Raw genomic sequence first — 25667 nt, forward strand, 5'->3', positions numbered from 1 at the left:
GGCAAGCTGATTAAATGTCTGAATAACGAATAAAATGGAATTGTAAGCGTTATCTGACATATACTTCGAAAGGAGACTTTCAGTATGATATTCAAGCGCGCCAAGAAAAATACGTCCACTGTCCCTATCACTGTTACCTTACCGCAGATCAAGCAGGCTGTAAGGCAATTTGAAGAAGATATGCCCGCTCCTATCAACCGTACGGCTCTATTATTAGAGGATAAAAGCATTGATCTAAGCCGGCTTACCCGTTATTTAGGCGGTATACCCCAGCAAAAGTTTTATATGTCCCGCGAGACCTTTGAGATTTTTGAGGAAGCTGACAAGCTCGTGCCTTATTATCTGGATTTGGTGCAATCGGCTGTAGATAACTATATCAGTGATACTGGCAAGCTCCCGCTGATTGAGGATGCCTGGTTACCCGAGGTGCATTACCGGCTGCTCGCCAGTGAACGGTATCTGAAGGAAACTCCGCCTTTTCCCTTATACATTACCGAAGAGGAAATGATGCTAACGCATCGGCCGGAGCATTTTGAATAATGGGATACGAATCCGCGGACTGTTCAGTTGAAGGGGGAAGACCTCTTTTACCGGAATGGTCTTTTCTTTGCGCGTTCCCCCATAGTACAATGGATTTCTGACTGCTACGGAATGAAATTCGAGGAACAAGGGGAACTTGGAATGAGAAAAGTACAAGCTTTGCTGTTTGATCTGGATAACACGCTAATGGACCGCGACCATACATTTCGCAGCTTTAGCCGGAAGTTCGTGCAGGATTTTCTGGGCCATCTGGAGCCGGAAGAGGCAGAGCGGGTTGTGGAGGACATCATCCTCAGAGATGCGGACGGATACCGGGATAAGGATGGTTTTTTTGCCGAACTAAGTGACGTATTGCCCTGGCAAAAACCACTATCAGCTATAGACATACGTGCATATTATGACAAGACTTATATTACTCACGGAGCGCTTATGAAGCATGCTGCCCATATTCTGGAATATTGCCGGGAGCGCGGATATATCCTGGGTCTGGTGACGAACGGCAAGAAGGATATCCAATATGGCAAAATCGATCTGCTTCAGCTTCGCGGGTACTTCAAGGCGATCGTGATCTCCGGAGAGGTTGGGATCAGCAAGCCTGATCCGGAGATCTACCGGCACGCACTGGATAGGCTGGGTGCAGCCGCAGAAGAAACCTTGTTTATCGGGGACCATCCGGTAAATGATATCTGGGGAGCAGCCAAGGCTGGAATGGAGACCATATGGCTAAAACGCAATCATCCGTGGGATGAACAGCTGGATGCCCATCCTTGGAAAACCATTCATGAGCTGGATGAACTGAAGACTATAATATAGCGGCGTATGATTGCGGGGTTGACAATATAATGCAGCTCCGTTTATCATTACACCATATTAGTTCGGAAGGAGACGATGTTATATGACAGTTTATACGGTTACTTCGTTATCGGTAAATACTGCTCAGGATACGTGTCTTCCGGGAACAGCGGCTGCAGTGTAAGGATTGCAGTTTAGCAGGCAAGCTCTATGATGCCTTTTAGAGCCGCCGGGAACCGTATCGGTTCCGGCGGCTTTTTTGCGTGTGTATATTGCAGCGTTTGTTTTTGCTGTAACTGCCGCGCACGGAAATTACTGGACTGTCCCTTCACAGGGGAGAGCCCGCACTTTTCGTATATGCTTTTATAAGCAATTTTCTTGCCAAAGGCAAAAGAATTGCTATGTGGGAGCTGCCGCCGGAATGAGGATTCCGGCGGTTTTTTTGTGTTCCGGGAAGTATGTGAAAGAGACAGTATCAGTCAGGTTGCATTAAAAAATTCGAAACAAAAACATTCAGGAGGCAATAATGACAATAGAACAATACGGCTGGAACAAGAGCTGGCAGAGCAAGTGGAATGATAAACTTAATGGATATGAAGGGAAGGAATATGTACCGGGAAGAATTATCGGGGACTTCGGCAGCAAGTACCGCGTGATGGCAGAGACCGGGGAAACTTGGGGCGAACTGGCCGGCAAGCTTAGACACACACTGACGGACTCCGGAGAATATCCGGCCATCGGCGATTGGGTGGTTCTGGTGATGCAGGATGGCGGCGAACATGCCGTGATTCATGGGGTCTTGCCCCGTCATAGTGTAATCTCCCGGAAGGTAGCGGGAAATACGCTGGATGAGCAGATCGTAGCCTCTAATGTTGATACATTGTTCCTGGTCAGCGCCTTGAATGATGATTTCAATGTCCGGCGGATGGAGAGATACCTGATTATGGCTTGGAACAGCGGGGCGAATCCGGTCATTTTGTTAACCAAAGCTGATCTCTGCCTGGATGCGGAGAGTAAAATCGCGGAGATGGAGCGGACGGCGCCAGGTGTAGCCATCCATGCAGTCAGTGCTTTGCTTGGGGACGGGCGGGAAGAACTGCTGCCATATATCAGCCCAGGGCAGACCGTAGCTCTTACCGGTTCCTCAGGCTGCGGCAAATCAACGATGGTCAACTGGCTAAGCGGCCGTAATCTTCAACTTACACAGGACGTAAGAGAAGGAGACAGCCGGGGACGGCATACAACAACCCACCGGGAAATGTTCGTCCTGCCGGATGGCGGAATCATTGTGGATACTCCAGGGATGCGCGAGCTGCAGCTATGGGAGGATGAAGGCGGACTTGATCTTGCCTTCAGCGATATCAGCGTACTTGCCGCCGAGTGCCGTTTCAGTGACTGCAGGCATGAACAGGAAGAAGGCTGTGCTGTACTTGAGGCTGTGGCAAGCGGGGAACTGGATGAGAAACGGCTCTGGAACTACCGCAAAACCCAGCGGGAACTGCAGTATCAGAGCAGCAAAGAGGTGAAGCACAAGCGGAAAACTGCTGCTGCTGCAACGAAGGCGGGAAGTAGCCGTACCCGGAATTCAAGCTGGCGCCGTGAGCTGGACGATTTATGATCGAAGTATCTGCATAGAACGAAAGGGACCCTTGCAGCCGTTGAACGGCTGTAAGGGTCCCTTGACTTTTGTCTGGCGGAAACGGCTAAATTAGCAGCCCGCCAAACTATATATAAATAAAAGTCCGGATGATGTGAAAGAGGAGATATCTGTAAAAAGTGCGGATGCTTAAATTCTTACCGGACTTTTAACGCTGTCTCACCATTTAGAACGATGCAGCTGCAGATTTAGCCAATTCCAGGCCGTTATTGATAATTTCTGCAGATTGCTGCGGATTCTGGTTGTGTCCTTCGATAATCACCTGAGTTGTTTCCTTGAAGCCCCAGAAGTTCAGCATGCCTGCGACATAATTCACAGCCATTTCTGCAGTAGCAGCTGGACCTTCAGAATAAACGCCGCCTCTGGCATTCAGGATTACTGCTTTTTTGTCAGTCACGAGACCCACTGGACCTTCAGCGGTGTATTTGAAAGTAATGCCAGCTTGGCTCAGGTAGTCGATGTACGTATGCAGAACAGCTGGAACAGTCAAGTTCCACAATGGGAAGGCAAACACTACTTTATCTGCAGCCAGGAATTGATCAATATATTTTTTTACTACAGCAGCGCCGGCAGCTTCTTCAGGAGTAGCTTCATAGCCTTGACCAGCCTTGTACATCCCTGTAATCAATGTGTTATCGTAGTATGGAAGTTGTTCAGCGAACAAATCAAGTTCTGTAATTGTGTCCTGCGGATGAGTTTCCTTGTAGCTTGCCAGGAAAGCGTTATACAGTTGAACACTTACTGCTTGATCTGCTGGGCGGTTATTTGCTTTAATGAAAAGTACGTTTGACATTATGATTTCTCCTTAAGTTTCGTTTATTTATTAACTAACGTTAATATAGCATTTAATTATTTGTTTGTAAATATCCATAAGATAAAATTTTTTTATTCGACACCAAAGCGCTTTTCTTTGCACAGCTACCACATCTCCGGGCATGTTGAATGGTTTTGGGTTCTGCGACTCAATATATAGTAATTTTATTTTTTACAAGGTTTTTTTTGCATTTTGAGGCCGGGTTTAAGGAAACGGGGTCCCGGTTAAATAGGAGTTACAGGAGATCAGGAAATGATTTCCTCTCAGATATAGCTGTAAAGGAATCCAAACAAAGGAGCGATTGACATGTCCATTGACCGTTTTATTATAAAAAAACTGGACAGCTGTCACGAAGAGCATACCCGGCGCAACCTAGTGAAGCTGTTCAAGCTGCGGATTCAGAAAGCCGAAAAACAAGAGAAAACCAATCTCCATCGGATCAGTTAGTCTCACGTTTCTCTCATGAGAAATACTGCCCAATATATTCAGCAGAGCATGTTCCTTGGATAAGGAATGTGCTCTTTTTCTTTAATGTATACAAAAAAAATCCCTCTATTAATAGAGGGATAATGCCAATGAATCATTTTCACTGTAACTGTGCAATATAGCTTCAGAGCCTTTAATTTCGATACTAATCAGAGAATTCAAACATTTCTGCAGGGCGCTTTTGCCCTTTTGAATTTTGAGTTCCAGCGTACTGTTAAGCAGTCGAAGTACTTTTTGGGTGGGCTGTTTGTTTTCTGTAGTGAAGTACACAGGTACAATCTTGTTCTGAAAACTGATGAGCATTCTCATTGAAATCACCTCGCTACAAGTATTTCATGTTATTGATCATACCCTTACTTTCTTAATTTTACCTTAAAATTAGCTTATGATAACATAAAGATTACAAGTTTTATAGCTTAAGCCTTTTCCGGGAAGGAAACATTGATGTGAATAACCATGATACGTTATATTTAGCGCATTTTCTGTTCCCTGAAACATCGGGTGATAAAAGAGTTAAGGAGGTGCTGCAAAAGGGAGTCTTAGCGGACAGGATATGCCGTTTGGAATTTAGCGAAGGGGATTACGTACAGGATTTCTGCCTGCTGGCCTGCAAGGACAAAGTACATTTATCCTATCTAAAAGACCCCGATGCCTTCAGCTATGAGCTCAAGACACCGGAAGAAATTAAACGAGCTTGCTATTATCTGATGAACTGCTTTCAACAGACAGCTGACATGGGTCAGGAAAACCCTGCGCTGTTGATGTCAAGACGCAAGTATGAGGAGCTGCAAAAACAAGCGGCCACCTGTACATTGTATTTTTTGTCTGAGCGATTGGCTGCAGAGACAGGTGATGTTGTCCATTCTCCCTTGTTGGCTAAGGCAATGAAAAATCCCACCGCCACCAGTGAGCTTAGGTTCTGCACACGGACAAAAGGTGGCTGGTCTTTTGAACGGGCTTCCTATCTTGAGGATATTGCCGATAGCTGGCTGATTCGGATCAGTTCCAGGGTTTCGGAGGACTGGCTGATTGCTGCACCGTTCACCAGACCACAGGTATGCTCTGCATTACATAAGTGGTTAGTTAGGCCATCACAAGTATCTACTCCATAATGACAGTAGTATAGGGTGGAATTGTGAGTGTCGCCTGATCCAAACGGGCTGTGCCAGGAATAACTTTGATAATCTTCAGATACGGGTGTTTGCCGGTTCCCGGACGGATCGTGATGGACAACGATTCACCCGTCAGGTTATGGGCAACCAAGATTTGCTGTCCTGAAGTAATCCGCTCGTAAGCCATAACTCCTGCATTCCCAGAAGGATAATCACGGATGTCTCCGTCCCGCAGCGCCGGAATCTCACCCCGAATTGAAATGAGCTGCCGGTATCGTTCGAGCAGTGAGTCGCTGCTATTCAGCTGACTTGCTACATTAACACCGGATTTATCATCGTTGTTGCTTCCCGGTTCCCAAGTGGTTTGTCCATTGGCCGGTTGGCCTGCTGTCCAGCGCATGGGTTCCCGGATACCTTCGTCCGGTTTGACACCAAGCATTCCAATCTCTTCACCATAGTATATAAAAGGATTGCCGGGCAGGGTCAGCAGCATTGACGCAGCCATTTTTGCATGCTGAGGCTGGTTCTGCAGCTGGCTCATTACTCTGTTCTGGTCATGGTTGGTCAGAAAGGTTGCGTCTGTGAAAGCATTACCCGAGAGCTGGGAATATAGTTTGTAGGTTCGTTCAAGTGTAAAGGCTACGCCGCTGTCTTTCTCTGTTTTGGCAGAATTTATCAAGGATTCAGCCAACCCGAAATTAAACCCTGAATTGAATGCATGATCCAGATAAGCTCCTACAGAAACTGCGGAATTCTCCCACACCTCACCCACGATATAGGCCTCCGGATTCACCTTACTCATGGACTGACGGAATTCCTGCCACCAGGCAACGTTTTTTGCCGTTGTAGCTGCACTTTTATCAGATAGCAGATCCTCATATATGTGTTTTGCAGCATCCAGACGGAAACCGTCCACCCCTTGCTTCAGCCAAAACGTTCCGATATCTTTCATCTCGCTCCGGACTTGCGGATTATCGAAATTCAGATCCGGCATACCGTCCCAGAAGGTACCCATGTAATGGCTGCCTAAGAGAGGATGCCACGGATTGCCGCTGCCCGCCGCACTTGTTCCGCTTACAGGACGATGCTGGTCCTCCGCCCAAACATACCAATTCCGGTATTTTCCGTCCTTATTTTTGGCGGAGTCCACGAACCATGGATGCATTCTGGAGGTATGATTGACTACCAGATCCATAATGACCTTTATTCCACGCTTGTGCGCTTCTGTGAGCAGATTCTGCATATCCTCTATAGTTCCGTAATCGGGGTTGATGCTTCGGTAGTCTGTAACATCATAACCGTGATAGCTGGGGGATGGATTTATCGGCATCAGCCAGATGCCCCCGATTCCGAGATCGTCTTTTGTCGCAGGATTACCGTCATTGAGATAGTCAAGCTTCTCGGTGATTCCCTTAAGATCGCCAATACCGTCACCATCAGAGTCATAGAAGGAACGGACAAAAATTTCATAAAAAACCGTAGAGGGCTGTTCATCAACCGCCGCAGCGGAGGTAACGGATGAATTGGATGGGGAAGCTGGTGAAGCGGATAAGGAGCGGGGGGAAGCAGATGGCACATTCGAAGCTAAATTAGAGGGTGAGGTACCGGCTTCAGAGGCTCTGCCTCCTGAACATCCGGCAAGCAAAGCGGCAGAGAGGCCCGAGATGGCAACCACAGACAGAAAGCGCCGAGCATCGGCACGTTTACATAAATGAAACATGATAGGATTCTCCTTCCAAACGGATAACAACTTTAATATGTATTCAAGTAAGCGCTTTACTAATATGTTAGTTTAAAAATCGTTTATGGTAAAACGTTTGCACTCAATAAAAACGATTGAATAACTAGTAATCACTTGAATGTGAAGCAATTAAGCTGAACTATCTATGATTATCTCTTTATTTTCCCGGTTATCACAGTTTATGTAATGATTTTGAAGGATCATCGAAAACGAACACTTGAGTATACACAGCAAAATGCTTATAAAAACCGCTTGAATGTAGTGCAAACGTTGCACACTATGTCAGTTAACCATTCTTTAGGCAGGCGCATATGCTTAAGCAAGGGCGAAGACCCTGGAGGAAAGGGGAATGAAGGATGAATATCAGGAAAAAAATTCCATTGTCGCTCATGATCATCACTTTATGTTTTTCTGTGCTCGCCGGATGTGGAGGAGACTCTGCTGAAGTGAAAGTTAAGGTTGGTGAAGTAACCCGTTCGGTATTTTATGCACCTGAATATGTCGCATTGTCGCAGAATTTTTTCAAAGATGAAGGGCTGGCGGTAGAGCTGCAGACGATTCCGGGCGGAGATAAAACCATGACTGCTCTGCTGTCCGGGGCTATTGATGTTGCGCTCGTAGGATCTGAAACTTCAATATATGTCTTTCAGCAGGGAGCGAATGATCCTGTCATTAATTTCGCCCAATTGACACAGAGGGACGGCACATTCCTGTTCGCGCGTAAGCCGGATGCGGATTTCAAATGGGACAAATTGAAGGGGAGTACATTCCTGGGCCAAAGAAAAGGCGGAATGCCACAAATGGCAGGTGCATTTACGCTGATGCAGAAGGGAATTGATTCCGGGAAGGACCTCACCCTGATTCAAAATATTGATTTTGCTAATATTGCCGGGGCTTTCGCCTCAGGTACGGGAGATTATGTTCAGCTCTTTGAACCAACGGCCTCCATATTTGAGCGTGAGAAGCGTGGCGGGGTGGTAGCTTCCTTTGGATTGGAAAGCGGCTATCTGCCTTATACGGTTTTTATGTCCAAACAAAGCTTTATCAGCAAAAACAGCGATACGGTACAGAAATACACGAACGCGATCCAGCGTGCCCAGCTTTGGGTGAAGGCGCACAGCCCGGAGGAAATTGCCGATGCGATCCTGCCTTACTTTGAAAAAACAGACCGGGATATTGTGATTTCTTCGGTCAAGCGCTACAAGGAACAGGATACTTACGCTGTTAATCCGGTCATCGACGATAAAGAATGGAATAATCTGCTGGACGTTATGGACAACGCCGGTGAATTGAAGGAGCGGGTTCCGGCAGCCAAGATCGTCAACAACAGTTTTGCCGAAAAAGCTGAAGCCAGCGTGAAGTGATTCGAGAATGCTTATGCTTCCGAAGTGAGTTTTGTACGAAGGAGATCAGAGTAGCTGATGCTAACAAAACTTAAAGTTAATGCTTCCGAAGCTAGTTTTGTACGAAGCAGATCAGAGTAGCTGATGCTAACAAAACTTTTAGGAGGGGTGATATGCTTCCCATTGTGCAGTTAAAGGAAGTGACGCATGCCTATTTGGGGGACCGCGAGGCGTCGCTTGCCATCGAGAACTTCAGTCTGAATGTGGAAGCGGGTGAATTTGTCAGTCTGGTCGGACCCAGCGGCTGCGGTAAAACCACGCTCCTGTCGATCATTGCCGGACTGCTTCAGCCTTCGCGCGGGAAAGTGTCCGTGAGCGGACGCACGGTCAACGGCCCTTCTCCTGAGGTAGGCTACATGCTGCAGCAGGATTACCTATTTCCCTGGCGGACCATTCTGGATAATGCCCTGCTGGGGCTGGAGCTGACCGGCAATCTCGATGAGAACTCAAGACGCAAAACCATTGAACGGCTTGGTGAAATGGGGCTGGCCGGCAAAGAGCATTCCTACCCGGCTCAGCTGTCAGGAGGGATGCGCCAGCGGGTGGCACTGGTTAGGACCCTTGCTACAGACCCTGGGCTGCTGCTGCTGGATGAGCCCTTCTCCGCGCTGGATTACCAAATTAAGCTGCAACTTGAGGATTTGGTCTCAGAGACTCTTCGCAGCCGCGGAACAACGGCTATTCTGGTTACCCATGATCTGTCAGAGGCCATTGCTGTCAGCAGCCGGGTGGTCCTGCTTCAACCGAATCCCGGAAAGATCCGCAAGATATTTATCGTGCCTGAAGCGATCAGGCGCACACCTCCACTATATGCACGGGACTTGCCGGGGTTCGCGGAGCTTTTCCATGAGGTGTGGAAGGAAATGGAGCTTGCAGGGAGGGAAGACTCATGAAATCCGTTGAACAAATTGAATTAGCCGCCTCCCGTGCGTCATGGCTGGAAGAGAAGCATGCTCAGTATCAGAAGAAAAAACGGCGATGGCGCGCCCGGGTGACGGGTGTCCGCGGCAGTCTGCTCGTGCTGTTCTTTGTTCTTTGGGAAGCAGGGGCACGGCTGGGCTGGCTGGATGAGCTGCTGTTCAGCTACCCCACCAAGGTTTTCAGGCAGATTTGGAGTGATATGGTTAGCGGAAGCCTATGGCCGCATCTGGGCATGACGGTTGGCGAAACGGTTGTCGGCTTTGTGCTGGGGACACTTCTAGGCACACTTCTTGCCATCGTGATCTGGTGGTCGCCTTTTTTATCGGCAGTGCTTGATCCGTATATGGTTGTATTTAATAGTATGCCGAAGGTCGCGCTGGGGCCGATTTTTATCGTAATGTTCGGTGCAGGCTTTACGGCGATAGTGGTGACAACGTTGTCTATCACGGTAATAATTACAACACTTGTGGTGTATAACAGCTTTTGCAGCGTGGACCCGAATCTGGTGAAGGTGGCAAAGTCGTTTGGGGCCTCGCGGGTACAGATATTCAGCAAGGTGATCCTGCCGGCTTCCTTCCCCACGGTCGTATCCACGCTCAAGGTGAATGTGGGCATGTCTTGGGTGGGTGTCATTGTTGGCGAGTTTTTGGTGGCTAAATCCGGTCTTGGGTATCTGATTATCTACGGTTTTCAGGTGTTCAATTTCACACTTGTGATGTCCAGTCTGCTGATTATTGCCGCTGTGGCCACTGCCATGTATCAACTGGTGGTATATGTGGAGAAGCTGATTTTGTCACGACGGTGAAAAATATGTCATATTGTGCAGCTTCGCAAAATCTTGTACCATGTCTATATCTTCACTTGAAACTTATAGTTAACATAATAAGCTGGCGTTCCCGGGTAATGCATCGAATGATTCTAAACTGGAACTGCTTGACTTACAAGATCGCAAGGAGAGGTATTTTCATGGGATTTCGAGTTATCAAAACAGCGGCTGCTACACTGCTGTCGATCCTGCTGGCAGCCGCTGTGGGCATCCCGAATGCGCAAAGTGCGGGTCTGCTCGCGATTCTGGGTGTGGAAACGACACGCAAAAGAAGTCTGCGTACGATCACAGCGCGGTTTCTGGCATCGCTGGTGGGACTTTTTTTCGGCTGTATTTTGTTTTTCTTCCTGGGATTCCATTATTGGGTGCTCGGGATGTATGTACTCATCGGGTTCCCGATGATCGTAAAATCCGGCTACAAGGAGGGGATTGTTACCAGCTCTGTTATCGTATTCCGGGTATTTGGACAAGCTGAGTTGTCGGTACATGTACTGCTGCAGCAGATTGAGCTCTTGTTCATCGGCCTTGGATCTGCCGGATTGATTAATTTGATTTATATGCCTCAGACCGGAAGTGTCATTGCTGCCATCCGTAAAGAGGTGGACGGCTACTTCTCGGTTATTTTTACACAGATGGCTCGTACACTCCGTGACCCGGGATATCTCTGGGACGGTAAGGAACTGATCGGTGCGAATGAAGCGGTACAGCGGGGGCTGACAGCAGCCTCCAGAGAAATGGAGAACCATGTGATTCATCCGGATGAAGCCTGGAATGTTTACTTTTATATGCGCAAGGAACAGCTCGAATCGATTCAGAATATGATGCAGCTCCTCTCGCAGGTCTACCGGCAGTTGCCTCACGGGGACATGGTTGCAGATTTGTTCGATCAACTCAGCAATGATGTGTTGGCTGAAGAATATACGGGCCGGACCGAAAAACTGCTGGAAGTATTGGAGCAGGAATTTCAAAGAATGGATCTGCCGGAAACCCGTGAGGAATTCGAGGTCCGTTCAGCTATTCTGCAGTTATGCCGTGAGCTCTCACTGTATCTGAGTATCGCCAAAAGGTATAAAATGCCGGTTGATATCAAACCGGTGAAACGGCCTAGTTCAGCATAAGGCTGAAGGAAGAATTTAGGTATTCACATTTTGGTACGAAATAACGATAAAAGATATAGGAGCAAAATGCGTGTGCTTATTTAAGGCTGCGTTCAATAGGATTCAGAGCCAGGACATCATAGTATTACAAGCTGAATGGGGCGGCATATATTCCAAATTACAGCAGCTACTTCACATCTTGTGAATAATTCTGCACTGGCAGGTGAGGAAGATGAATAACAGCAACGAACAATATATAGGCAAACAGCTTATAGACAATCTATTTAATCACAACGGTGTCTTTGTATTACCTGCTATGACACTGCTGAGCTCGGAGCATATCCGGCTAATCACCCAGCATCGGATTATTCTCCAGCCGCATGATGTGATTCAGTTGGACAGTGAGGCTTTCTATCAGCTGGCAGTGGATGACTGTACAGAAGCTATGGAGAATATTTTTGAGCAGTTCCGCTATACCAAGAGCAAACGGCTTCCTATGCTGGAGCTAAGAAACGAGGTCATTCCTTTCATCCAGCAAGTCAGTGAGAAGAATGATTTTTTCGGGATATTGGCTGCACTGCAGTCTAAAGATGACTATACATACAGACATAATGTTGCTGTAGGCATATTATCCACACTTCTTGGGAAGTGGCTTAAGCTAAGCCCGGAAGACCTGGGCATGCTGACGATTGCCGCAACCCTTCATGATATCGGCAAAATCATGATTCCGGCCGAAATCCTTACCAAACCGGGGCCTCTAAATGAAGAGGAATTTACCATCATGAAAAAACATACTACGCTCGGCTACGAGATGATCAGAGATACGGTAGGAACGTCGCATATGCAGGCACTCGTGGCACTTCAGCACCACGAAAGAATGGACGGCAGCGGCTATCCGTTCGGGGTGCTGGGACACCGCATTACGGAATTCAGCAAAATCGTAGCCGTCACGGATATATTTCATGCCATGACTTCTGACCGTTATTACCGTTCAGCAGCACCTCTGTATGAAGTCCTTAAGCAAATGGAGGATAACTCATTCGGCAAGCTTGACCCTTATATTTGCAGTGTATTTATCAATAAGCTGATGCAGTCCATGATAGGCAACGACGCACTTCTAACAGACGGACAGATTGGTAAAATTATTATGATTCTGGCGCATGATCCGCTTCGTCCTTTGGTAAATATCGGTGAGGATTTCATTGATCTCAGCAAGCACAGAACCCTTGGAATTGTACGTGTCCTACCGCAATAGAATAGATGAAAAGGACCCCCGCAGAGTATTTGCGGGGTTTTTTTGCGAATTGGAGATATTCAGGAGGCTGCGGGTGAAAACGTATTTTTTCTTTTTTCTTGTGGCGGGAATTCGATTATGTACTCATATCCAGACAAATTTCACAATAAAATGAAGTATAACTCTTCCCGGGCAGCGGCTTGGAGGGCTTACCCAAATTTATTTCTACTCTAACAATCAACAAATGCCCAGAACGTGCATACACTTGATAGTGAATGATTGTATGGAGGAGGTTTAAAGATGTCATTAAGCCATAAACGTCAAACAAGGGAGATCATTACGAAGGCAATTTGCGGCAAAGGTCGTAAGTTCTCTACAGCAACCCATACCGTAACTCCGCCACACCATCCGACGAGTATTCTGGGGGCTTGGATTATCAACCACCAGTACGAAGCGGTTGCCGCCGGGAACGGAATCGAAGTAATTGGTACTTACGATGTGAACATCTGGTACTCGTATGACAAGAACAAGCAGACCGAGGTAGCCAAGGAAACGGTCTCCTATGTGGAACTTATTCCACTGTCATACCTGGATCCCAGACACCGTGCTTCCACGGTCGAGGTTTCTGCGGAGGCAACGCAGGAACCCAACTGTGTGGAAGCGGGCGTTTCTCCAGGAGGAGGAAGTGTGACGCTGCGTGTAGAACGGGAGTTCGAGGCGGAACTGGTGGCTGAGACCAAAGTCCGCGTGTTTGTCACCGATCAAAGCGACGATCCGGAAGACAAGGATTATGACTTTGACGGTGAAAGCTTCGATTATGAGGATCTGGACCCTGACGCCCTGGATGATGAGCTGTAAGGAAGAGGAGCGCCGCCGCCAACTGATTATCGAATGGGTTATGATCCATTATATGTAGTGAGGGCGGCGGCGAGAGGGCGAATGCCCTCCTTTTTTTATTTTATTTATCTGCGTGCAGCAGTTGCAATTTAAAGAGGGATGATGCTGCCTTATTACGGTAGTTTTCAGAAGGAGGCGGAGATATGAATGAAGGTCTTCGGGTCTACCAGAAATTATCTGCTGCCCAACGGGAAGACAGGCTTCAACGCAGTGGCCTGGAAGCTTTGCTTACACAGGGCGGCAGTTCAGGCACAGGGGAGAATACATATGGAATGGCACCGGGAGAAAATCTTTACAGTCAGTACTATCGGGTCCTTGTATTCAATCTGACGGTTCTTGAAATTCGGCCGCTGGGGACGGGTGCAGCGATGAATCCAGCGTCATTACCTCCTGTAAAAGGTACAGTCACGGCCGGGAGACTGGGAACTTCCGGGATGGATGAAGGAAGGGCAGCCTATCCTGTATCCTCCGGCCACCGGCGCGGTGCGGCGGGGAAAATAAGGGACACCGCGGTAAAGGCGTTGTACTGCCTTGGGCTAGATAGCGGTGAGCTGCTGCTGAAAGCTATGGGTGGCCGCCGCTACAGAGTAGATAAGGTGACTCCGCTTCCGGCAGCCGCCAGCGGGGCATTGCCGGAGCCCTACCGCGCAGCATCGCTGGCGCTGACGCGCTCCCTGGCTCTGGAGCAGCCCGGCCGTCCCGGGCTGCTGCTGGGCATGGACCCGGAGTTCCTCCTGCTCCGGGAATCCACGGGCCGCGTCGTGCCGGCGTCGCGGTACCTGCCCACGGACGGCGTCGCCGGCTGCGACGCCGGACCTCCGGGAACGCGGGGCACGTTCCCGGTCGCCGAGCTGCGCCCTGCGCCGCGCGGGGAACCGCGCGCGCTGCTGGCGCAGCTGATGTCCGCCGCGCGCACGGCGGATCGGCTCATCGCCGACCGCTCGCTGCGCTGGCGGGCGGGAGGCATGCCGCTGGCGGGCTGGGCCCTCGGCGGCCATTTGCACTTTAGCGGCGTGGCGCTGTGCGCGCCGCTCCTGCGCGCGCTCGACAACTATCTCGCGCTGCCGCTGATGCTCTTGGAGGACGCCCGTGCAGCGGCACGGCGTCCCAGATACGGGGGGCTCGGCGATTTCCGGCTTCAGCCGCATGGCGGCTTTGAATACCGGACCCTGCCGAGCTTCCTGGTGTCCCCGGTCATCGCGAAGGGGGCGGTCTTCCTGGCTCACCTGATCGTGAGCCGCTATGAAGACCTGAGGCTACGCCCGCTCGACCGGGATGACCTGCACGCCGCCTACTACAGCGGCGACAAGTCCCCGCTGCGCGCTGTGTTCCCCCCGCTTGCAGCGCAGATTCGCGCCTTGCCTGGCTATGGGCAGGCCGCTCGCTATATAGAGCCTCTGTTCAGCAGTATTGCCGCTGAACAGACCTGGGATGAATCACGCGACATCCGCGGGCTTTGGTGCGGCAAAAAGCACCTGTGAACGCTCTGCAAGTGTTCACAGGTGCCCGACTATTTCTTGATTTCAGTGGTATCTGTCTTCTTCTTTCAATAGTCGTCTGTTGTTCTGCCATTTTAGCGTGACCCACCACAGGCTCTAGCTTTTATTAGATGTACAGCATCGTCCAAAACCCAATATCCTGAAAACCAAGTTTGTGATAGATCAGGCCGGCCTGCGGATTGTCGTAGAACAAGCAAGGCGTTTTGCCTTCTGTCTTCATGTCGGTACATAAACGGGCCACCACCTGGCTGGCTAATCCTTGTCCTCTGAATGCGGGGTGGGTGGCAACGGCCACGATCATCGCTGACATGGAGCTTTCCGCTGAGGTGGAGGCCGTAGCAATCACCTGGCCATTCTGTTCGATATAATAGGTCCGGCCTGTGCCGGTCTCCAGTGTTTTTCGCAGACTTTTGCGCGAATCGTCCGGGTTGCTTATGAATTCCTCAATTTGATCCGTAAGCGAACAGATCGCTTCCACATCGGAAACGGTTGCCTTCTGGATAACATGTGCTGATGCTGCGGCTGTATGTACTGTACTGCTGAGCTTGCGGAGTTCGGCGAACCTCATTTGCTTCTCCGTCCGGATGCTCAAATGTTCGGCAACAGCCCTAACCACCTTCGCAGAACCTGATACCATCTCGAATTTTTGACTCCTCTTCATCAGCGCTGCAAATCCCGCGGCATCGAAGGGGCCGTCCGCATAGGGCAGAAAACTGCCGAAAAACCTCAGCAACACGGCGTTAAGCCGGCCATCATTTTCTCTGAACTCACCCCAGAGCTCCATGAAGTCCTGTTCAAACCCAAAGTTCTCTACATCTCCGATAATAAACAAATTGATTGCGGGATCGTTGCTTAGCAGCGACATCAACGGCTCCCGGTCGGCCTCACCCAGTTTACGGATCATGCTGATTCCCTCCTCGGATCTATCTATGAAATGTTAAAACACTTACGAAGTTGAACTCTGGATTATTATTATGGATTTTGTCCATTTTTGTTTTTTTAAGTTCATCTTCTATAGTGATTTTACTGCATCAGGACTTAAAAGCACACCATTCCAAGCCTTGTGGCCCAAGGATTACTTTGTTTTCACTGTGGATTACAGCCTGCGGTGCAGATGGAATTTCAGCTCAGGAGCAGAGGCCACAGGTGTGACGAACATGCACAGGGTGACTTTGCCGGGCGAGTTTCTGCTATAATAGAGAACAGTATGATGCAGGTATGGAGGTTGAAGATGGCAAATTATACGCCGATGATACAGCAGTATTTAAAAGTAAAGGAAGGAGCCAAGGACGCTTTCCTTTTCTTCCGTCTGGGTGATTTCTACGAAATGTTCTTTGAGGATGCGATACTGGCCTCCAAGGAGCTTGAGATTACATTAACGGGCCGCGAAGGCGGAGGCGAAGAGCGCATTCCCATGTGCGGAGTGCCTTATCATGCCGCCGAAGGTTACATACAGCGCCTGATTGAAAAAGGCTACAAGGTTGCCATCTGCGAGCAATTGGACGATCCCGCAGTCACCAAGGGGATGGTTCGTCGTGACATCGTCCGCGTAGTGACACCGGGCACGGTAATGGATGGCAAGATCATCTCCGACAAAAATAACAATTACCTCGTCTGTGTAACCGAGGAGGACGGGATGATGGCGCTGGCTGCCTGTGATTTGACCACGGGTGAGCTATATGTCACTTCCGTGCTCGCGGGTGATGAATGGCTGAGGGATGAGATCGGCATCTATGAACCTGCCGAGATTATCGGGGATGCAGCGCTGCTGGACATGCTGCGGAGTGAGGCCTCGCTGCTGGCAAAACCGGTCGTATATACGCCTTGGGAGAAACGCGAAGAGGAGCTGGCGCGCCGTCAGTTCGGCGAAGCCGCCTGGGTGCGCCTGGAGAAGGAGCGGGGCCAGTGCCTTGCGCTGTTGATCTCTTACCTGAGCGAAACCCAGCGGCGTTCTCTGGGCCAGCTGAGCCAGATTTCACCGTACGAGCCGGGTAATTATATGATTCTGGATCCGTTCACCCGGCGCAACCTGGAACTGACCGAAACGGTGCGTGAGCGTTCCAAAAAAGGCTCGCTGCTGTGGCTTCTCGACCGGACCGAAACTTCCATGGGCGCCCGACTGCTGCGCCGCAGAATAGATAAGCCGCTGCTCCAGCGTGCCCCGATTGAGCGCCGGCTGGAGGCAGTCGATTATTTGTACAACCAGTTTATCGTCCGAGAGGATTTGCGCGGAGCGCTGAAAGAGATCTATGATCTGGAACGGCTGGTTGGACGGATCGCCTTTGGCAGCGCCAACGGCCGGGATATGAATGCGCTGAAACTGTCGCTCGCCCAGATTCCCGCGCTGAAGGAAATGTGCCTGGATTCCGGTTCGGCAACTCTGCAGGAGATCGGAGCCAGTATGGATGAATGCGCGGAGCTTCGTGAGGATATCGAATCAGCCATCGTTGAAGATGCGCCGGTATCGGTGCGTGATGGCGGAATGATCCGAACAGGCTACCATGAGCGTCTGGATGAGCTGAGGGAAGCGAGCAGCAGCGGCAAACGCTGGATTGCAGAGCTGGAAGCCAAAGAACGCCTGGCCACGGGCATCAAATCCCTAAAGATCGGATATAACAAAATATTCGGCTATTATATTGAAATTACGCGCTCCAATCTTTCCTCTTTACCGGAAGGCCGGTATGAACGCAAGCAGACGCTGGCAAATGCAGAGCGTTTTGTTACACCTGAACTGAAGGAGAAAGAGGCTCTGATCCTGGAGGCACAGGACAAAATGACTGATCTGGAATACAGTCTGTTCATCGAACTTCGCGACCGGATCGGGGCGCAGATTCCCCGCCTTCAGGCACTAGCCGAGAAGGTGGCCGAAATTGATGTCTACCAATGCCTGGCAGCGGTCAGTGCCGAGCACCGTTTTGTGAAGCCAAAGCTCTCCGACGGTTATGATCTGCGGCTGGAAAGCGGACGCCATCCGGTAGTAGAGGCGGTGTTGAAGGATTCGGCGTTTATTGCCAACGGCAGCACTTTAAGCAAGGCAGAAGGAAATATCCTGCTGATCACCGGCCCGAACATGGCGGGTAAAAGCACCTATATGCGCCAGGTCGCCCTCATCTGCATCCTGGCCCAGATCGGCTGCTTTGTGCCAGCCGGCAGTGCCGAGGTACCGCTTATTGACCGCATCTTTACGCGTATCGGTGCAGCGGATGACCTGATCGGCGGCCAGAGCACCTTTATGGTGGAGATGGCTGATATCCAGGTGATGACGGAAAAAGCAACATCGCGCAGCCTAATCATCATAGACGAGCTGGGCCGTGGCACTTCGACCAGTGAGGGGATGGCGATTGCCCAGGCGGTCATCGAATATGTGCATGATACCATTGCCTGCAAGGCCTTGGTCTCCACGCATTTCCATGAGCTGTCCCATCTGGAGCAGAGCCTCTCAGGGCTCCGCAACTATTCAATGGCCGTACAGGAAAGCGGCGATAAAGTGAATTTCCTGCGCAAGCTCGTACCGGGAGCGGCGGACAGCAGCTACGGGATATATTGTGCACGGCTGGCAGGACTTCCGGAAGGCATTATCGACCGCGCCTACGGCCTTCTTCAGAACATTGAACAGGCCGCCCCTCCGGGAAGTGTTTCGCTGAATTATGGCTCAGGCTATAATGAACATACCGTGCAGGGTATTCAGGAAAACAAGGTCCTACCTCTGCAGCCAAATGCTGAAGGAGGTCCATCCACGGCTGGGCAAGCCTATTCTTCAGCGCGCAGCGGCAGTGTTCATTCTGGTGGCGGTACTATCGAAGCTTCAACAACGGCGGCTCAGCTTGAAACGGCCGTCTCACTTGCTTCTTCCGCAGGTGAAGAGGACAATGAAGTTGTACAGCTCTCTATCTTTGGAGAAGAAGAACCGCGCAAGAACCGCAAAGGCGGGGCTGCAGTGGCGACCGTAAAAGAGAATCCGCTGCTTAAGGAGCTGATCTCCGCCGTTCAGGGGGCTGACCTGATGAATATGACGCCGCTACAGGCAATGGGCCTGTTGAACGAGTTGAAGATCAAAGCCAAAGAGCTGACCCTATAAGTATCATTGTAGCTCTATTTCAAGGGCCGTTTATTTGTTAATTAAGTAATGTAATATATCTATAAAAAGCCTATTCGCGAGGTGAAATGAACATGGCCAAGATTCATGTGCTTGACGAGCATATTGCCAACCAGATCGCTGCCGGGGAAGTGGTCGAACGGCCCGCTTCGGTAGTAAAGGAGCTTGTGGAGAACGCCATCGACGCCGGAAGCACCCGCATAGAAGTGTCGGTGGAGGAGGGCGGACTACAGAGCATCCGGGTGAAGGATAACGGCTCAGGGATTGATCCCGAGGATTGTGAGACTGCCTTCTACCGTCATGCGACAAGTAAGATCCTGAACGGCAGGGATTTGTTTCAAATCACCAGTCTGGGATTCCGCGGGGAAGCTCTGCCCAGTATTGCTTCTGTGTCCAAGCTGTCTTTGCTTACATCAAGCAATGAGGATGGAAAGGGCAGAGCGCTCGATATCGAAGGCGGCAAGCTGATCCGGAATGAGGATGAGCCCTCCGGCAAGGGCAGCGATCTTGCGGTAAGGGAATTATTTTACAATACTCCGGCAAGGCTGAAATATATGAAAAGCGTACAGACGGAGCTGGGCCATATTTCAGACGCGATGTACCGCACGGCACTGGCGCATCCGTCCATCTCCTTCACCCTTCATCACAACGGCAATCAGCTGCTGCATACGCTTGGCAACGGGGATCAGCTGCAGGTTATTGCTGCTGTATACGGCACCTCCGCTGCCAAAGCAATGCTGCCGGTTGCTGCGGAAGATCCGGATTACCGACTCTCCGGTTATGTCAGCCGGCCGGAGTGGACGCGCTCCAACCGCAATGCGGTCACTACCATTGTTGGCGGGCGGTATATCCGCAGCAATGGCCTGAATGCAGCCATTATGCGGGCCTATCATACACTCCTGCCGATCAACCGCTACCCTCTCTTAGTACTGCAGCTTGAGATGCACCCTTCGCTTGTGGACGTCAACGTGCATCCGGCAAAGCTGGAGGTCCGATTCAGTAAAGAAGTGGAGCTCTACGCTTTTGTTGAGCAGGAAATACGTAAGGTATTGCTTGGTCAGAGCCTGATCCCCCGGCCCGGTAGAGAAATGATCGGTTCCAAGGGTAGCAGTTCCTTTATTCAAGAGCAATTTGCTTTTTCGAAGGGAGCTGTTCCGCCACCTCAGGATGGTACAGGCAGCCGCATCGACCAGGACATGGTTAATCCACGCAGCGGTCCTGCTGCTGCAACCGGTACTATAGAATCTGCCCAAGGAGAGCGGCATGGTGGTTCGTCAAGCAGCGAAGGACCGTTAAGCGGCCTCCAGTCCCAGGTTCCCCAGGTCCGTGAGAGCAGCGGCGGCAGCGATGCTCCACTGTTCGGAGGAGCTGCTGGCGGAAGAGAATCACGCTACAGCAATACCTCAGGAACGGGTTTCCAGGCACGGGAAACAGCGACAGCCTATAGTGGCGCCAGCACTCCGCCATCCGTTACGCGTTCGAATGAAGGTGCCGGGGGCTACCGCCAGTTCCCGATGTCGAATGCCACTCGGGGCCAGATGCCCTCCACAGAAGAACTCTATGCTCCGCCCTCCAGTGAAGAGGCTGGTCTTCCGCAGTTTCCGGAGCTGAACTATATCGGCCAGCATCATGGAACCTATATTATTGCCCAGAATGACAGTGGGCTGTATCTGATTGATCAGCATGCTGCGCATGAACGGGTGAATTACGAATATTATTATGAGAAATTCGGACGTCCAGAAGACGCTTCACAGGAGCTGCTGCTGCCCATTACACTGGAGTTCACACCATCCGAGAGCCGGCAGCTCAGTGAGCGGCTGCACTGGTTCCAGCAGGCCGGAGTGTATCTGGAACACTTTGGAGGCCAGACCTTTCTGGTCCGCTCCCTTCCATATTGGTTCCCGGAAGGGGATGAGAAAGCGGTCATCGAAGAAATGGCGGAGTGGGTACTGAGCGAGCGTACCATTGACCTTGCGAAACTGCGTGAGAAATCATCGATTCTCTGCTCCTGCAAGGCCTCTATCAAAGCTAACCAGAAGCTGACAGAGCATGAAGTGGAATCGCTTTTCTCACGTCTGGCTGCTTGCCGTCAGCCCTATACCTGCCCGCATGGGCGGCCGATTGTGGTATCCTTTTCCTCGTATGATTTAGAGAAGCTGTTCAAACGTGTAATGTAATTGAATAATGGAATTTGTTGTGAGCAGGAACGGAGGCAACATGATTATAACAACGGGCTTTGACCCGATCCCGGAAATTGAAATACGGGCCAAGAACCTAGCCATACAAACGGGTACAATCTATGCGCAAAGAGGCAAATTGTCCATGGCCAAGATGGTGGAACGATACGGGGACGGAGAGATTCTGGTAGTTCTGCAGGAGGCAGTGCGGCTGATTACTCCTGGCATGCCGCCGATGGAATTCCATCCCAGCATGGGTTTTGTCCGGGCTAAACGGATTATCCGGGGTGAGCATGATCCGATGCTGGAAGCCGCCGGTATGGTGCCGGGCGACAGTGTGCTGGATTGTACGGCAGGACTGGGCAGCGATTCTCTGCTGTTTGCGGTGCACGGCGGCGAAGAATCCATGGTTACGGCACTAGAGAGCTCCCTGCCGCTTTGTGCGCTGCTTCTCGAAGGCATGAGCCATTATGTTTCGGGACAGGAAAAAGTGAATGCTGCACTCCGACGGGTGCGTGTTGTGCACAGTGATCATTTGGCTTATTTGCGGGAACAGCCGGATCACAGTATCGATATTGTCTATTTTGACCCCATGTTCCGGGTACCGCTGACGGATTCGGCGGCGATATCCCCTCTGCGCCAGTTCGCGAATGCGGCGGCACTGTCACCGGAGAGTGTCGCTGAGGCCGTCAGAGTCGCCCGCAAAACGGTTCTTTTGAAAGAAAAAGCCTTAAGCGGGGAATTCTCCCGGCTTGGTTTCACCGAGCTGCTTCGGGCCAGCGCCAAAACTTCGTACGGGGTGATATCCATTGACAACTGAGACAAAACGGAGGGTTCTGGTGCTGCTTGGCCCGACAGCAGTCGGCAAAACCAGGCTTAGCCTTGAAATGGCAGAGGCCTATAATGCGGAGATTATCTCCGGTGATTCGATGCAGGTCTACCGGGGGATGGACATCGGAACGGCCAAAATCAAACCTGAGGAAATGATGGGAATTCCCCATCATCTGATCGATATTCATGATCCTCAGGATTCTTATTCTGCTGCTGAATTTCAGGAACAGGGCGGGCGGCTGATCGAAGAGATCAGCCGGAAGGGGAAACTTCCTTTTATAGTAGGCGGCACAGGCTTATATATTGAGTCCCTTTGCTACGGTTTCCGCTTCTCAGAGGCTGTAGCAGACGAAGCATTCCGCAGCGAGCAGGATGCCTTTGCAGAGGCGCATGGAGCTGAGGCGCTGCATGCCCGCCTGGCTGCTGTGGACCCGGTCAGCGCTGCCAGACTGCATCCCAATGACCGCCGCCGGATCATCCGTGCGCTTGAAATTCACCATCAGACAAAGGTCACACTTTCCGAATCCCATGCGGATCAGAAAAAGGAATCCCCGTATGAGCTGTGCCTGATCGGTTTAACAATGGACCGGAAAATACTATATAAACGTATTGAAGACCGAATTGATCAGATGCTGGCGGAAGGACTCGTCACTGAGGTGGAAGGACTGCTGCAACGCGGCTACAGCAGAAGCCTGGTGTCCATGCAGGGATTGGGCTACAAGGAAATTGCCGCATACCTCGCGGGCGAAATGACGTTGGATGAAGCAGTGACACTACTTAAACGCGATACCCGCCGATTCGCCAAAAGACAGTTGTCATGGTTTCGCCACATGAAAGAGATTCAGTGGATCGACGTCGATGAGACCCAAGACTTTTCAGAGAATTTTGCCAAAATCCGTGCTAAAATAGCAGACAAGTTTAATGAAGCATTGTAACTGTTGATAATAAAGGGTTTTTAGGTGTTCTCGAGGGTTGTAAATCACGTAAAATCACATTTCTTGCTAACATTCAGTATCAAGGATGTCTCCAAAGTGAATCTTCACTTTTTCGGAGGCATCTTTTTTTTATTTTTTTCGTGTTTACATGTGTGCCTAAAAATATGAGGTGTGATTCTCCATTGAATCAATGTATACTTCACAATGCTTTGCATTGATTGTTAAGTGTTTTCTGACTGATCGGCCGACCGTTGTCTCTGGAGAAGATGAAGTTCCCGTCAAAAGAATCTGAATTTTGTTGTATAAAACGATATTGTCTAGCGCTTTGAATTTCTTTGAAATCATTAAGCCTGTTGATGATACTCTCATCCAAGGAAAACGTACGAACAGAACCATTCGTCTTGGGAGGAGTAACCTTAGCCCGGTACATATTGTTTTTTTGGGGTATGGAGCATTTTGGTTACCCTGATCTCGTTAGTGTTACAAATATCATGTTTGTTACCGAATTAACGCTATCAAGCTGGGATTTCGAATACTCGCGTCATCAAATAATTTATGAAGTATCTTTTGATACTGTCGAGTGGTAATTTTGTTAATGTTAATTTTCGAAATGTGCTTAAATATCAACAAAAGTGTGACCTCGCGTTGTTCCACCGTGCTTTCTTTAATTTCAGTTTTCGCATAAGCCTCATAATTACGTTCCTGTGGGCTCTGAGAGGGTAAAAGGGGATGATTACGTAGACATCAAGATTGCTGATCCGAATAAGTGGCGCTGGAAGCACCTGATCGTTTGTGAGTAGCACAGCGGCCGCTTGGTTCCGAAGGGACACGCAATCATTTTCGGGGATGGAGATAGGCAGAACTTCGATCCCAATAATTTGATTCTGATTACCCGAGGGCAGCTGGCCATCATGAACAAAAGAGGACGCATCTAAAAGGATCCAGAGCGGTGTGATTCTGGCTGACATTATTCATAAAATCGGTGAAAGAAAGCGGAGCAAGCGTTAGTAGGAGCTTCATGTTATGGAACGAAAAACTCAACTGATTGAAAAGCATCTGCAGGGCGGCAGGATTACCAAACACCAGGCGAATATCGAGCGCGCCTATCTTTAGCTCGAGTCATATGAAGCGTTGCGTGAAAAAAAACGCGTGCCTGCTGCAGGAGAACATGGAGCTACGGAAAAAGCTTAACGGAAGGTGAATAGAGAACCCAAAAGAACCCCTACCTTGAATTGGAGGGGGAATGCACATATTAGAATTGAATAATCTGATGTAGTCTTCAAGTAACTACAAACAGTGCCTAACTTATCGGAAAAACAGCGAAGTTTCCGTTCATACCAGGCAGTGCAATATTGACAGCAAATCCTCGACCTCCGCGGGCTGCTCCTTCAAAACGAAGTGTCAAACGAATTCCTTTATATCCATGATGTTCAATAGCCTTAGCATAGAAGTCTCTAACATAGGGGAATCCATTTTTGTCTGCGAGAGTTACTATCGGCTGTTCGAGTGAATTAGTGATAATGAAAACATCTAAATTGTTTCCATCTGCACCTGCGGCATCGAATTGGATACGGCGTGTTGAAAATGTATTGTCTCGCGGTGAATAATTGCTTTCTGATGTCTGAGGATATGCTGTTTGCGCTGGGTAAGTTGGGTAAGGAAAGTTGTACCCAGATTGATAATAATTCATTTTTCGATTCCTACTTTCATCGTGTTTTTGCGTTCAAAATAGTTATATGCCCAATTTCCTTTTTTTGCCACAAATAACTAGCCACGATGGAATAAACTACATTTATGTTAAAAAAATTTATAGAGTGATATACAAAGACCCCCACTACCTTGGCCTTGGCCGGGACGGGGGTCCAATCACTTACCTTCATTCGAAGTATAAATTAGCAATCCAACTGGCTTTTGACATCCTCCGGATCGACGAAACAGAGGCCCGTCGCCTGGTGGAAGTATACTTGGAACCGGTTCGTGTGTACCGACAGATTGGATTCGTGCGGCGCCAGGAGGCACTCACGGCCAACCCGGAGCCTCGGAATCATGGATCTACCAATGCAATAAGCCGGACGACGGAGAATATAGCAGTATGGAATACGGGCAGGGAAGTGGAAGTGGAACTGGAGCGGCAGTCGAAGCTGTTGGAACTGGCATTGGGGCGGCTTAAGAAGGCTGAACGAGATATCATTCAGCTGCGTTATCTGGAGCATTAGGATGAGAATTATGCCGCAGTATAATGGAAGTCATAGTTAAATGAGTTAAGGTTACTCCCACTATAAATTAATAAATACTCTTGTTTACTCACTCGTTCTAAGATTTTCAGCCATAGACAGATTGAGAGCTGGAGAAGTCATGTAAGGATGACATTATTTTCTGGTGAAGCCGGTGGCGGGAATAGAGAGCGGGGGATTCATCCCCAACCCAAGGATACGTTCTGTGATCGCACTTTGGATATCCACACCTGTCTCCTGACGGCTTACCCTCCCATGTCACGCGGGGTCTTTGCCCTTACATTCCTTCGTTCGGCCTCTCAGGAGGTGGACGCCGTTTCTTGCTCCTTTACAGGGTCGTTGCCCTTATGGAAATGATTCCTGCGGCTGCTCCGT

Annotated in this window: 24 protein-coding genes; 18 read left to right on the forward strand and 6 right to left on the reverse strand. The window is 49.8% G+C overall.

Features of this window, described 5'->3' with window-relative positions:
- The first annotated feature begins 84 nt into the window (after window positions 1–84).
- The 3 genes from A3848_RS17560 to rsgA all read left to right on the forward strand — a co-directional run bounded on the left by A3848_RS17560 (window position 85) and on the right by rsgA (window position 2950).
- Window positions 85–540 carry a DUF3939 domain-containing protein gene (locus tag A3848_RS17560; RefSeq protein WP_074086214.1) on the forward strand — a complete coding sequence of 152 codons (456 nt, stop codon included), beginning with the start codon at window positions 85–87 and terminating at the stop codon, window positions 538–540.
- Between the two features lie 141 nt (window positions 541–681).
- Entirely contained in the window at window positions 682–1353 is a 672-nt protein-coding gene (locus tag A3848_RS17565; protein WP_074086215.1) for an HAD family hydrolase, read from the forward strand.
- 505 nt (window positions 1354–1858) lie between these two features.
- Window positions 1859–2950 (forward strand): ribosome small subunit-dependent GTPase A, encoded by a 1092-nt coding sequence (gene rsgA / locus A3848_RS17570; protein ID WP_074086216.1) that lies wholly within the window; start codon window positions 1859–1861, stop codon window positions 2948–2950.
- A 205-nt stretch (window positions 2951–3155) separates the two neighbouring features.
- On the opposite strand, the gene A3848_RS17575 is transcribed toward rsgA, so the two are convergent.
- Window positions 3156–3782, reverse strand: coding sequence for an FMN-dependent NADH-azoreductase (locus tag A3848_RS17575; RefSeq protein ID WP_074086217.1), 627 nt, complete (start codon window positions 3780–3782; stop codon window positions 3156–3158).
- A 327-nt stretch (window positions 3783–4109) separates the two neighbouring features.
- Between A3848_RS17575 and A3848_RS32385 the strand changes: the two genes are divergently transcribed.
- Window positions 4110–4250 (forward strand): hypothetical protein, encoded by a 141-nt coding sequence (locus tag A3848_RS32385; RefSeq protein ID WP_167374650.1) that lies wholly within the window; start codon window positions 4110–4112, stop codon window positions 4248–4250.
- A gap of 108 nt (window positions 4251–4358) precedes the next feature.
- Here A3848_RS32385 and A3848_RS33015 read toward each other — a convergent pair whose 3' ends face one another.
- Window positions 4359–4598: a hypothetical protein gene (locus tag A3848_RS33015; protein WP_074086218.1), complete on the reverse strand. Its 240-nt coding sequence runs from the start codon at window positions 4596–4598 to the stop codon at window positions 4359–4361.
- A 137-nt stretch (window positions 4599–4735) separates the two neighbouring features.
- Between A3848_RS33015 and A3848_RS17585 the strand changes: the two genes are divergently transcribed.
- On the forward strand, window positions 4736–5401 hold the full coding sequence (locus tag A3848_RS17585; RefSeq protein WP_074086219.1) for a hypothetical protein: 666 nt from the start codon (window positions 4736–4738) through the stop codon (window positions 5399–5401).
- Here A3848_RS17585 and A3848_RS17590 read toward each other — a convergent pair.
- Complete coding sequence (locus A3848_RS17590; protein ID WP_074086220.1) at window positions 5391–7121, reverse strand: alpha-amylase family glycosyl hydrolase; 1731 nt, start codon at window positions 7119–7121, stop codon at window positions 5391–5393. The genes A3848_RS17585 and A3848_RS17590 overlap by 11 nt on opposite strands.
- Before the next feature lie 377 nt (window positions 7122–7498).
- On the opposite strand from A3848_RS17590, the gene A3848_RS17595 reads away from it, so the two are divergent.
- From A3848_RS17595 to A3848_RS17625, 7 genes are all read left to right on the forward strand, one after another.
- Window positions 7499–8506, forward strand: a complete 1008-nt coding sequence (locus A3848_RS17595; protein WP_074086221.1) for an ABC transporter substrate-binding protein — start codon at window positions 7499–7501, stop codon at window positions 8504–8506.
- A 152-nt stretch (window positions 8507–8658) separates the two neighbouring features.
- Window positions 8659–9438: an ABC transporter ATP-binding protein gene (locus tag A3848_RS17600; protein ID WP_074086222.1), complete on the forward strand. Its 780-nt coding sequence runs from the start codon at window positions 8659–8661 to the stop codon at window positions 9436–9438.
- Window positions 9435–10271: an ABC transporter permease gene (locus tag A3848_RS17605; RefSeq protein WP_074086223.1), complete on the forward strand. Its 837-nt coding sequence runs from the start codon at window positions 9435–9437 to the stop codon at window positions 10269–10271. Before A3848_RS17600 ends, A3848_RS17605 begins: the two co-directional genes overlap by 4 nt.
- A 161-nt stretch (window positions 10272–10432) precedes the next feature.
- Window positions 10433–11410 (forward strand): aromatic acid exporter family protein, encoded by a 978-nt coding sequence (locus A3848_RS17610; RefSeq protein ID WP_074086224.1) that lies wholly within the window; start codon window positions 10433–10435, stop codon window positions 11408–11410.
- A gap of 211 nt (window positions 11411–11621) precedes the next feature.
- Window positions 11622–12644 (forward strand): HD-GYP domain-containing protein, encoded by a 1023-nt coding sequence (locus A3848_RS17615; RefSeq protein ID WP_074086225.1) that lies wholly within the window; start codon window positions 11622–11624, stop codon window positions 12642–12644.
- 279 nt (window positions 12645–12923) lie between these two features.
- Complete coding sequence (locus tag A3848_RS17620; RefSeq protein WP_074086226.1) at window positions 12924–13481, forward strand: outer spore coat protein CotE; 558 nt, start codon at window positions 12924–12926, stop codon at window positions 13479–13481.
- A 182-nt stretch (window positions 13482–13663) separates the two neighbouring features.
- Entirely contained in the window at window positions 13664–15001 is a 1338-nt protein-coding gene (locus A3848_RS17625; protein WP_074086227.1) for a putative amidoligase domain-containing protein, read from the forward strand.
- A gap of 124 nt (window positions 15002–15125) precedes the next feature.
- Here A3848_RS17625 and A3848_RS17630 read toward each other — a convergent pair whose 3' ends face one another.
- Window positions 15126–15923: a GNAT family N-acetyltransferase gene (locus A3848_RS17630; protein WP_074086228.1), complete on the reverse strand. Its 798-nt coding sequence runs from the start codon at window positions 15921–15923 to the stop codon at window positions 15126–15128.
- Between the two features lie 327 nt (window positions 15924–16250).
- Between A3848_RS17630 and mutS the strand changes: the two genes are divergently transcribed.
- The 4 genes from mutS to miaA all read left to right on the forward strand — a co-directional run bounded on the left by mutS (window position 16251) and on the right by miaA (window position 23058).
- Window positions 16251–19097 carry a DNA mismatch repair protein MutS gene (mutS, locus tag A3848_RS17635; protein ID WP_074086229.1) on the forward strand — a complete coding sequence of 949 codons (2847 nt, stop codon included), beginning with the start codon at window positions 16251–16253 and terminating at the stop codon, window positions 19095–19097.
- Window positions 19098–19189: 92 nt separating this feature from the next.
- Window positions 19190–21292: a DNA mismatch repair endonuclease MutL gene (gene mutL, locus A3848_RS17640; RefSeq protein WP_074086230.1), complete on the forward strand. Its 2103-nt coding sequence runs from the start codon at window positions 19190–19192 to the stop codon at window positions 21290–21292.
- Between the two features lie 40 nt (window positions 21293–21332).
- Window positions 21333–22112, forward strand: a complete 780-nt coding sequence (locus A3848_RS17645) for a class I SAM-dependent methyltransferase (RefSeq protein ID WP_074086231.1) — start codon at window positions 21333–21335, stop codon at window positions 22110–22112.
- Window positions 22102–23058, forward strand: a complete 957-nt coding sequence (gene miaA, locus A3848_RS17650; RefSeq protein ID WP_074086232.1) for a tRNA (adenosine(37)-N6)-dimethylallyltransferase MiaA — start codon at window positions 22102–22104, stop codon at window positions 23056–23058. Before A3848_RS17645 ends, miaA begins: the two co-directional genes overlap by 11 nt.
- A gap of 498 nt (window positions 23059–23556) precedes the next feature.
- On the opposite strand, the gene A3848_RS33445 is transcribed toward miaA, so the two are convergent.
- On the reverse strand, window positions 23557–23712 hold the full coding sequence (locus tag A3848_RS33445) for a hypothetical protein (protein ID WP_178382028.1): 156 nt from the start codon (window positions 23710–23712) through the stop codon (window positions 23557–23559).
- Window positions 23713–23870: 158 nt separating this feature from the next.
- Here A3848_RS33445 and A3848_RS33020 point away from each other — a divergent pair, with 158 nt between their 5' ends.
- Entirely contained in the window at window positions 23871–23993 is a 123-nt protein-coding gene (locus A3848_RS33020) for an HNH endonuclease (RefSeq protein ID WP_083612210.1), read from the forward strand.
- A gap of 365 nt (window positions 23994–24358) precedes the next feature.
- On the opposite strand, the gene A3848_RS17660 is transcribed toward A3848_RS33020, so the two are convergent.
- Window positions 24359–24748 carry a hypothetical protein gene (locus A3848_RS17660; protein WP_074086233.1) on the reverse strand — a complete coding sequence of 130 codons (390 nt, stop codon included), beginning with the start codon at window positions 24746–24748 and terminating at the stop codon, window positions 24359–24361.
- Window positions 24749–24872: 124 nt separating this feature from the next.
- Here A3848_RS17660 and A3848_RS32390 point away from each other — a divergent pair, with 124 nt between their 5' ends.
- Window positions 24873–25274 (forward strand): hypothetical protein, encoded by a 402-nt coding sequence (locus A3848_RS32390; protein ID WP_178382029.1) that lies wholly within the window; start codon window positions 24873–24875, stop codon window positions 25272–25274.
- Window positions 25275–25667: the final 393 nt, after the last annotated feature.

This window comes from Paenibacillus sp. P32E, from assembly GCF_001909085.1.
GTDB classification, from domain to species: domain Bacteria; phylum Bacillota; class Bacilli; order Paenibacillales; family Paenibacillaceae; genus Paenibacillus_AQ; species Paenibacillus_AQ helianthi.

What these genes read in the sequence shown, in the direction of transcription:
- A3848_RS17560 (WP_074086214.1), top strand. Translation starts at nt 85, where the DNA reads ATGATATTCAAGCGCGCCAAGAAAAATACGTCCACTGTCCCTATCACT.
- A3848_RS17565 (WP_074086215.1), top strand. Translation starts at nt 682, where the DNA reads ATGAGAAAAGTACAAGCTTTGCTGTTTGATCTGGATAACACGCTAATG.
- rsgA (WP_074086216.1), top strand. Translation starts at nt 1,859, where the DNA reads ATGACAATAGAACAATACGGCTGGAACAAGAGCTGGCAGAGCAAGTGG.
- A3848_RS17575 (WP_074086217.1), bottom strand. Translation starts at nt 3,782, where the DNA reads ATGTCAAACGTACTTTTCATTAAAGCAAATAACCGCCCAGCAGATCAA.
- A3848_RS32385 (WP_167374650.1), top strand. Translation starts at nt 4,110, where the DNA reads ATGTCCATTGACCGTTTTATTATAAAAAAACTGGACAGCTGTCACGAA.
- A3848_RS33015 (WP_074086218.1), bottom strand. Translation starts at nt 4,598, where the DNA reads ATGAGAATGCTCATCAGTTTTCAGAACAAGATTGTACCTGTGTACTTC.
- A3848_RS17590 (WP_074086220.1), bottom strand. Translation starts at nt 7,121, where the DNA reads ATGTTTCATTTATGTAAACGTGCCGATGCTCGGCGCTTTCTGTCTGTG.
- A3848_RS17595 (WP_074086221.1), top strand. Translation starts at nt 7,499, where the DNA reads ATGAATATCAGGAAAAAAATTCCATTGTCGCTCATGATCATCACTTTA.
- A3848_RS17600 (WP_074086222.1), top strand. Translation starts at nt 8,659, where the DNA reads ATGCTTCCCATTGTGCAGTTAAAGGAAGTGACGCATGCCTATTTGGGG.
- A3848_RS17605 (WP_074086223.1), top strand. Translation starts at nt 9,435, where the DNA reads ATGAAATCCGTTGAACAAATTGAATTAGCCGCCTCCCGTGCGTCATGG.
- A3848_RS17610 (WP_074086224.1), top strand. Translation starts at nt 10,433, where the DNA reads ATGGGATTTCGAGTTATCAAAACAGCGGCTGCTACACTGCTGTCGATC.
- A3848_RS17615 (WP_074086225.1), top strand. Translation starts at nt 11,622, where the DNA reads ATGAATAACAGCAACGAACAATATATAGGCAAACAGCTTATAGACAAT.
- A3848_RS17620 (WP_074086226.1), top strand. Translation starts at nt 12,924, where the DNA reads ATGTCATTAAGCCATAAACGTCAAACAAGGGAGATCATTACGAAGGCA.
- A3848_RS17625 (WP_074086227.1), top strand. Translation starts at nt 13,664, where the DNA reads ATGAATGAAGGTCTTCGGGTCTACCAGAAATTATCTGCTGCCCAACGG.
- A3848_RS17630 (WP_074086228.1), bottom strand. Translation starts at nt 15,923, where the DNA reads ATGATCCGTAAACTGGGTGAGGCCGACCGGGAGCCGTTGATGTCGCTG.
- mutS (WP_074086229.1), top strand. Translation starts at nt 16,251, where the DNA reads ATGGCAAATTATACGCCGATGATACAGCAGTATTTAAAAGTAAAGGAA.
- mutL (WP_074086230.1), top strand. Translation starts at nt 19,190, where the DNA reads ATGGCCAAGATTCATGTGCTTGACGAGCATATTGCCAACCAGATCGCT.
- A3848_RS17645 (WP_074086231.1), top strand. Translation starts at nt 21,333, where the DNA reads ATGATTATAACAACGGGCTTTGACCCGATCCCGGAAATTGAAATACGG.
- A3848_RS17660 (WP_074086233.1), bottom strand. Translation starts at nt 24,748, where the DNA reads ATGAATTATTATCAATCTGGGTACAACTTTCCTTACCCAACTTACCCA.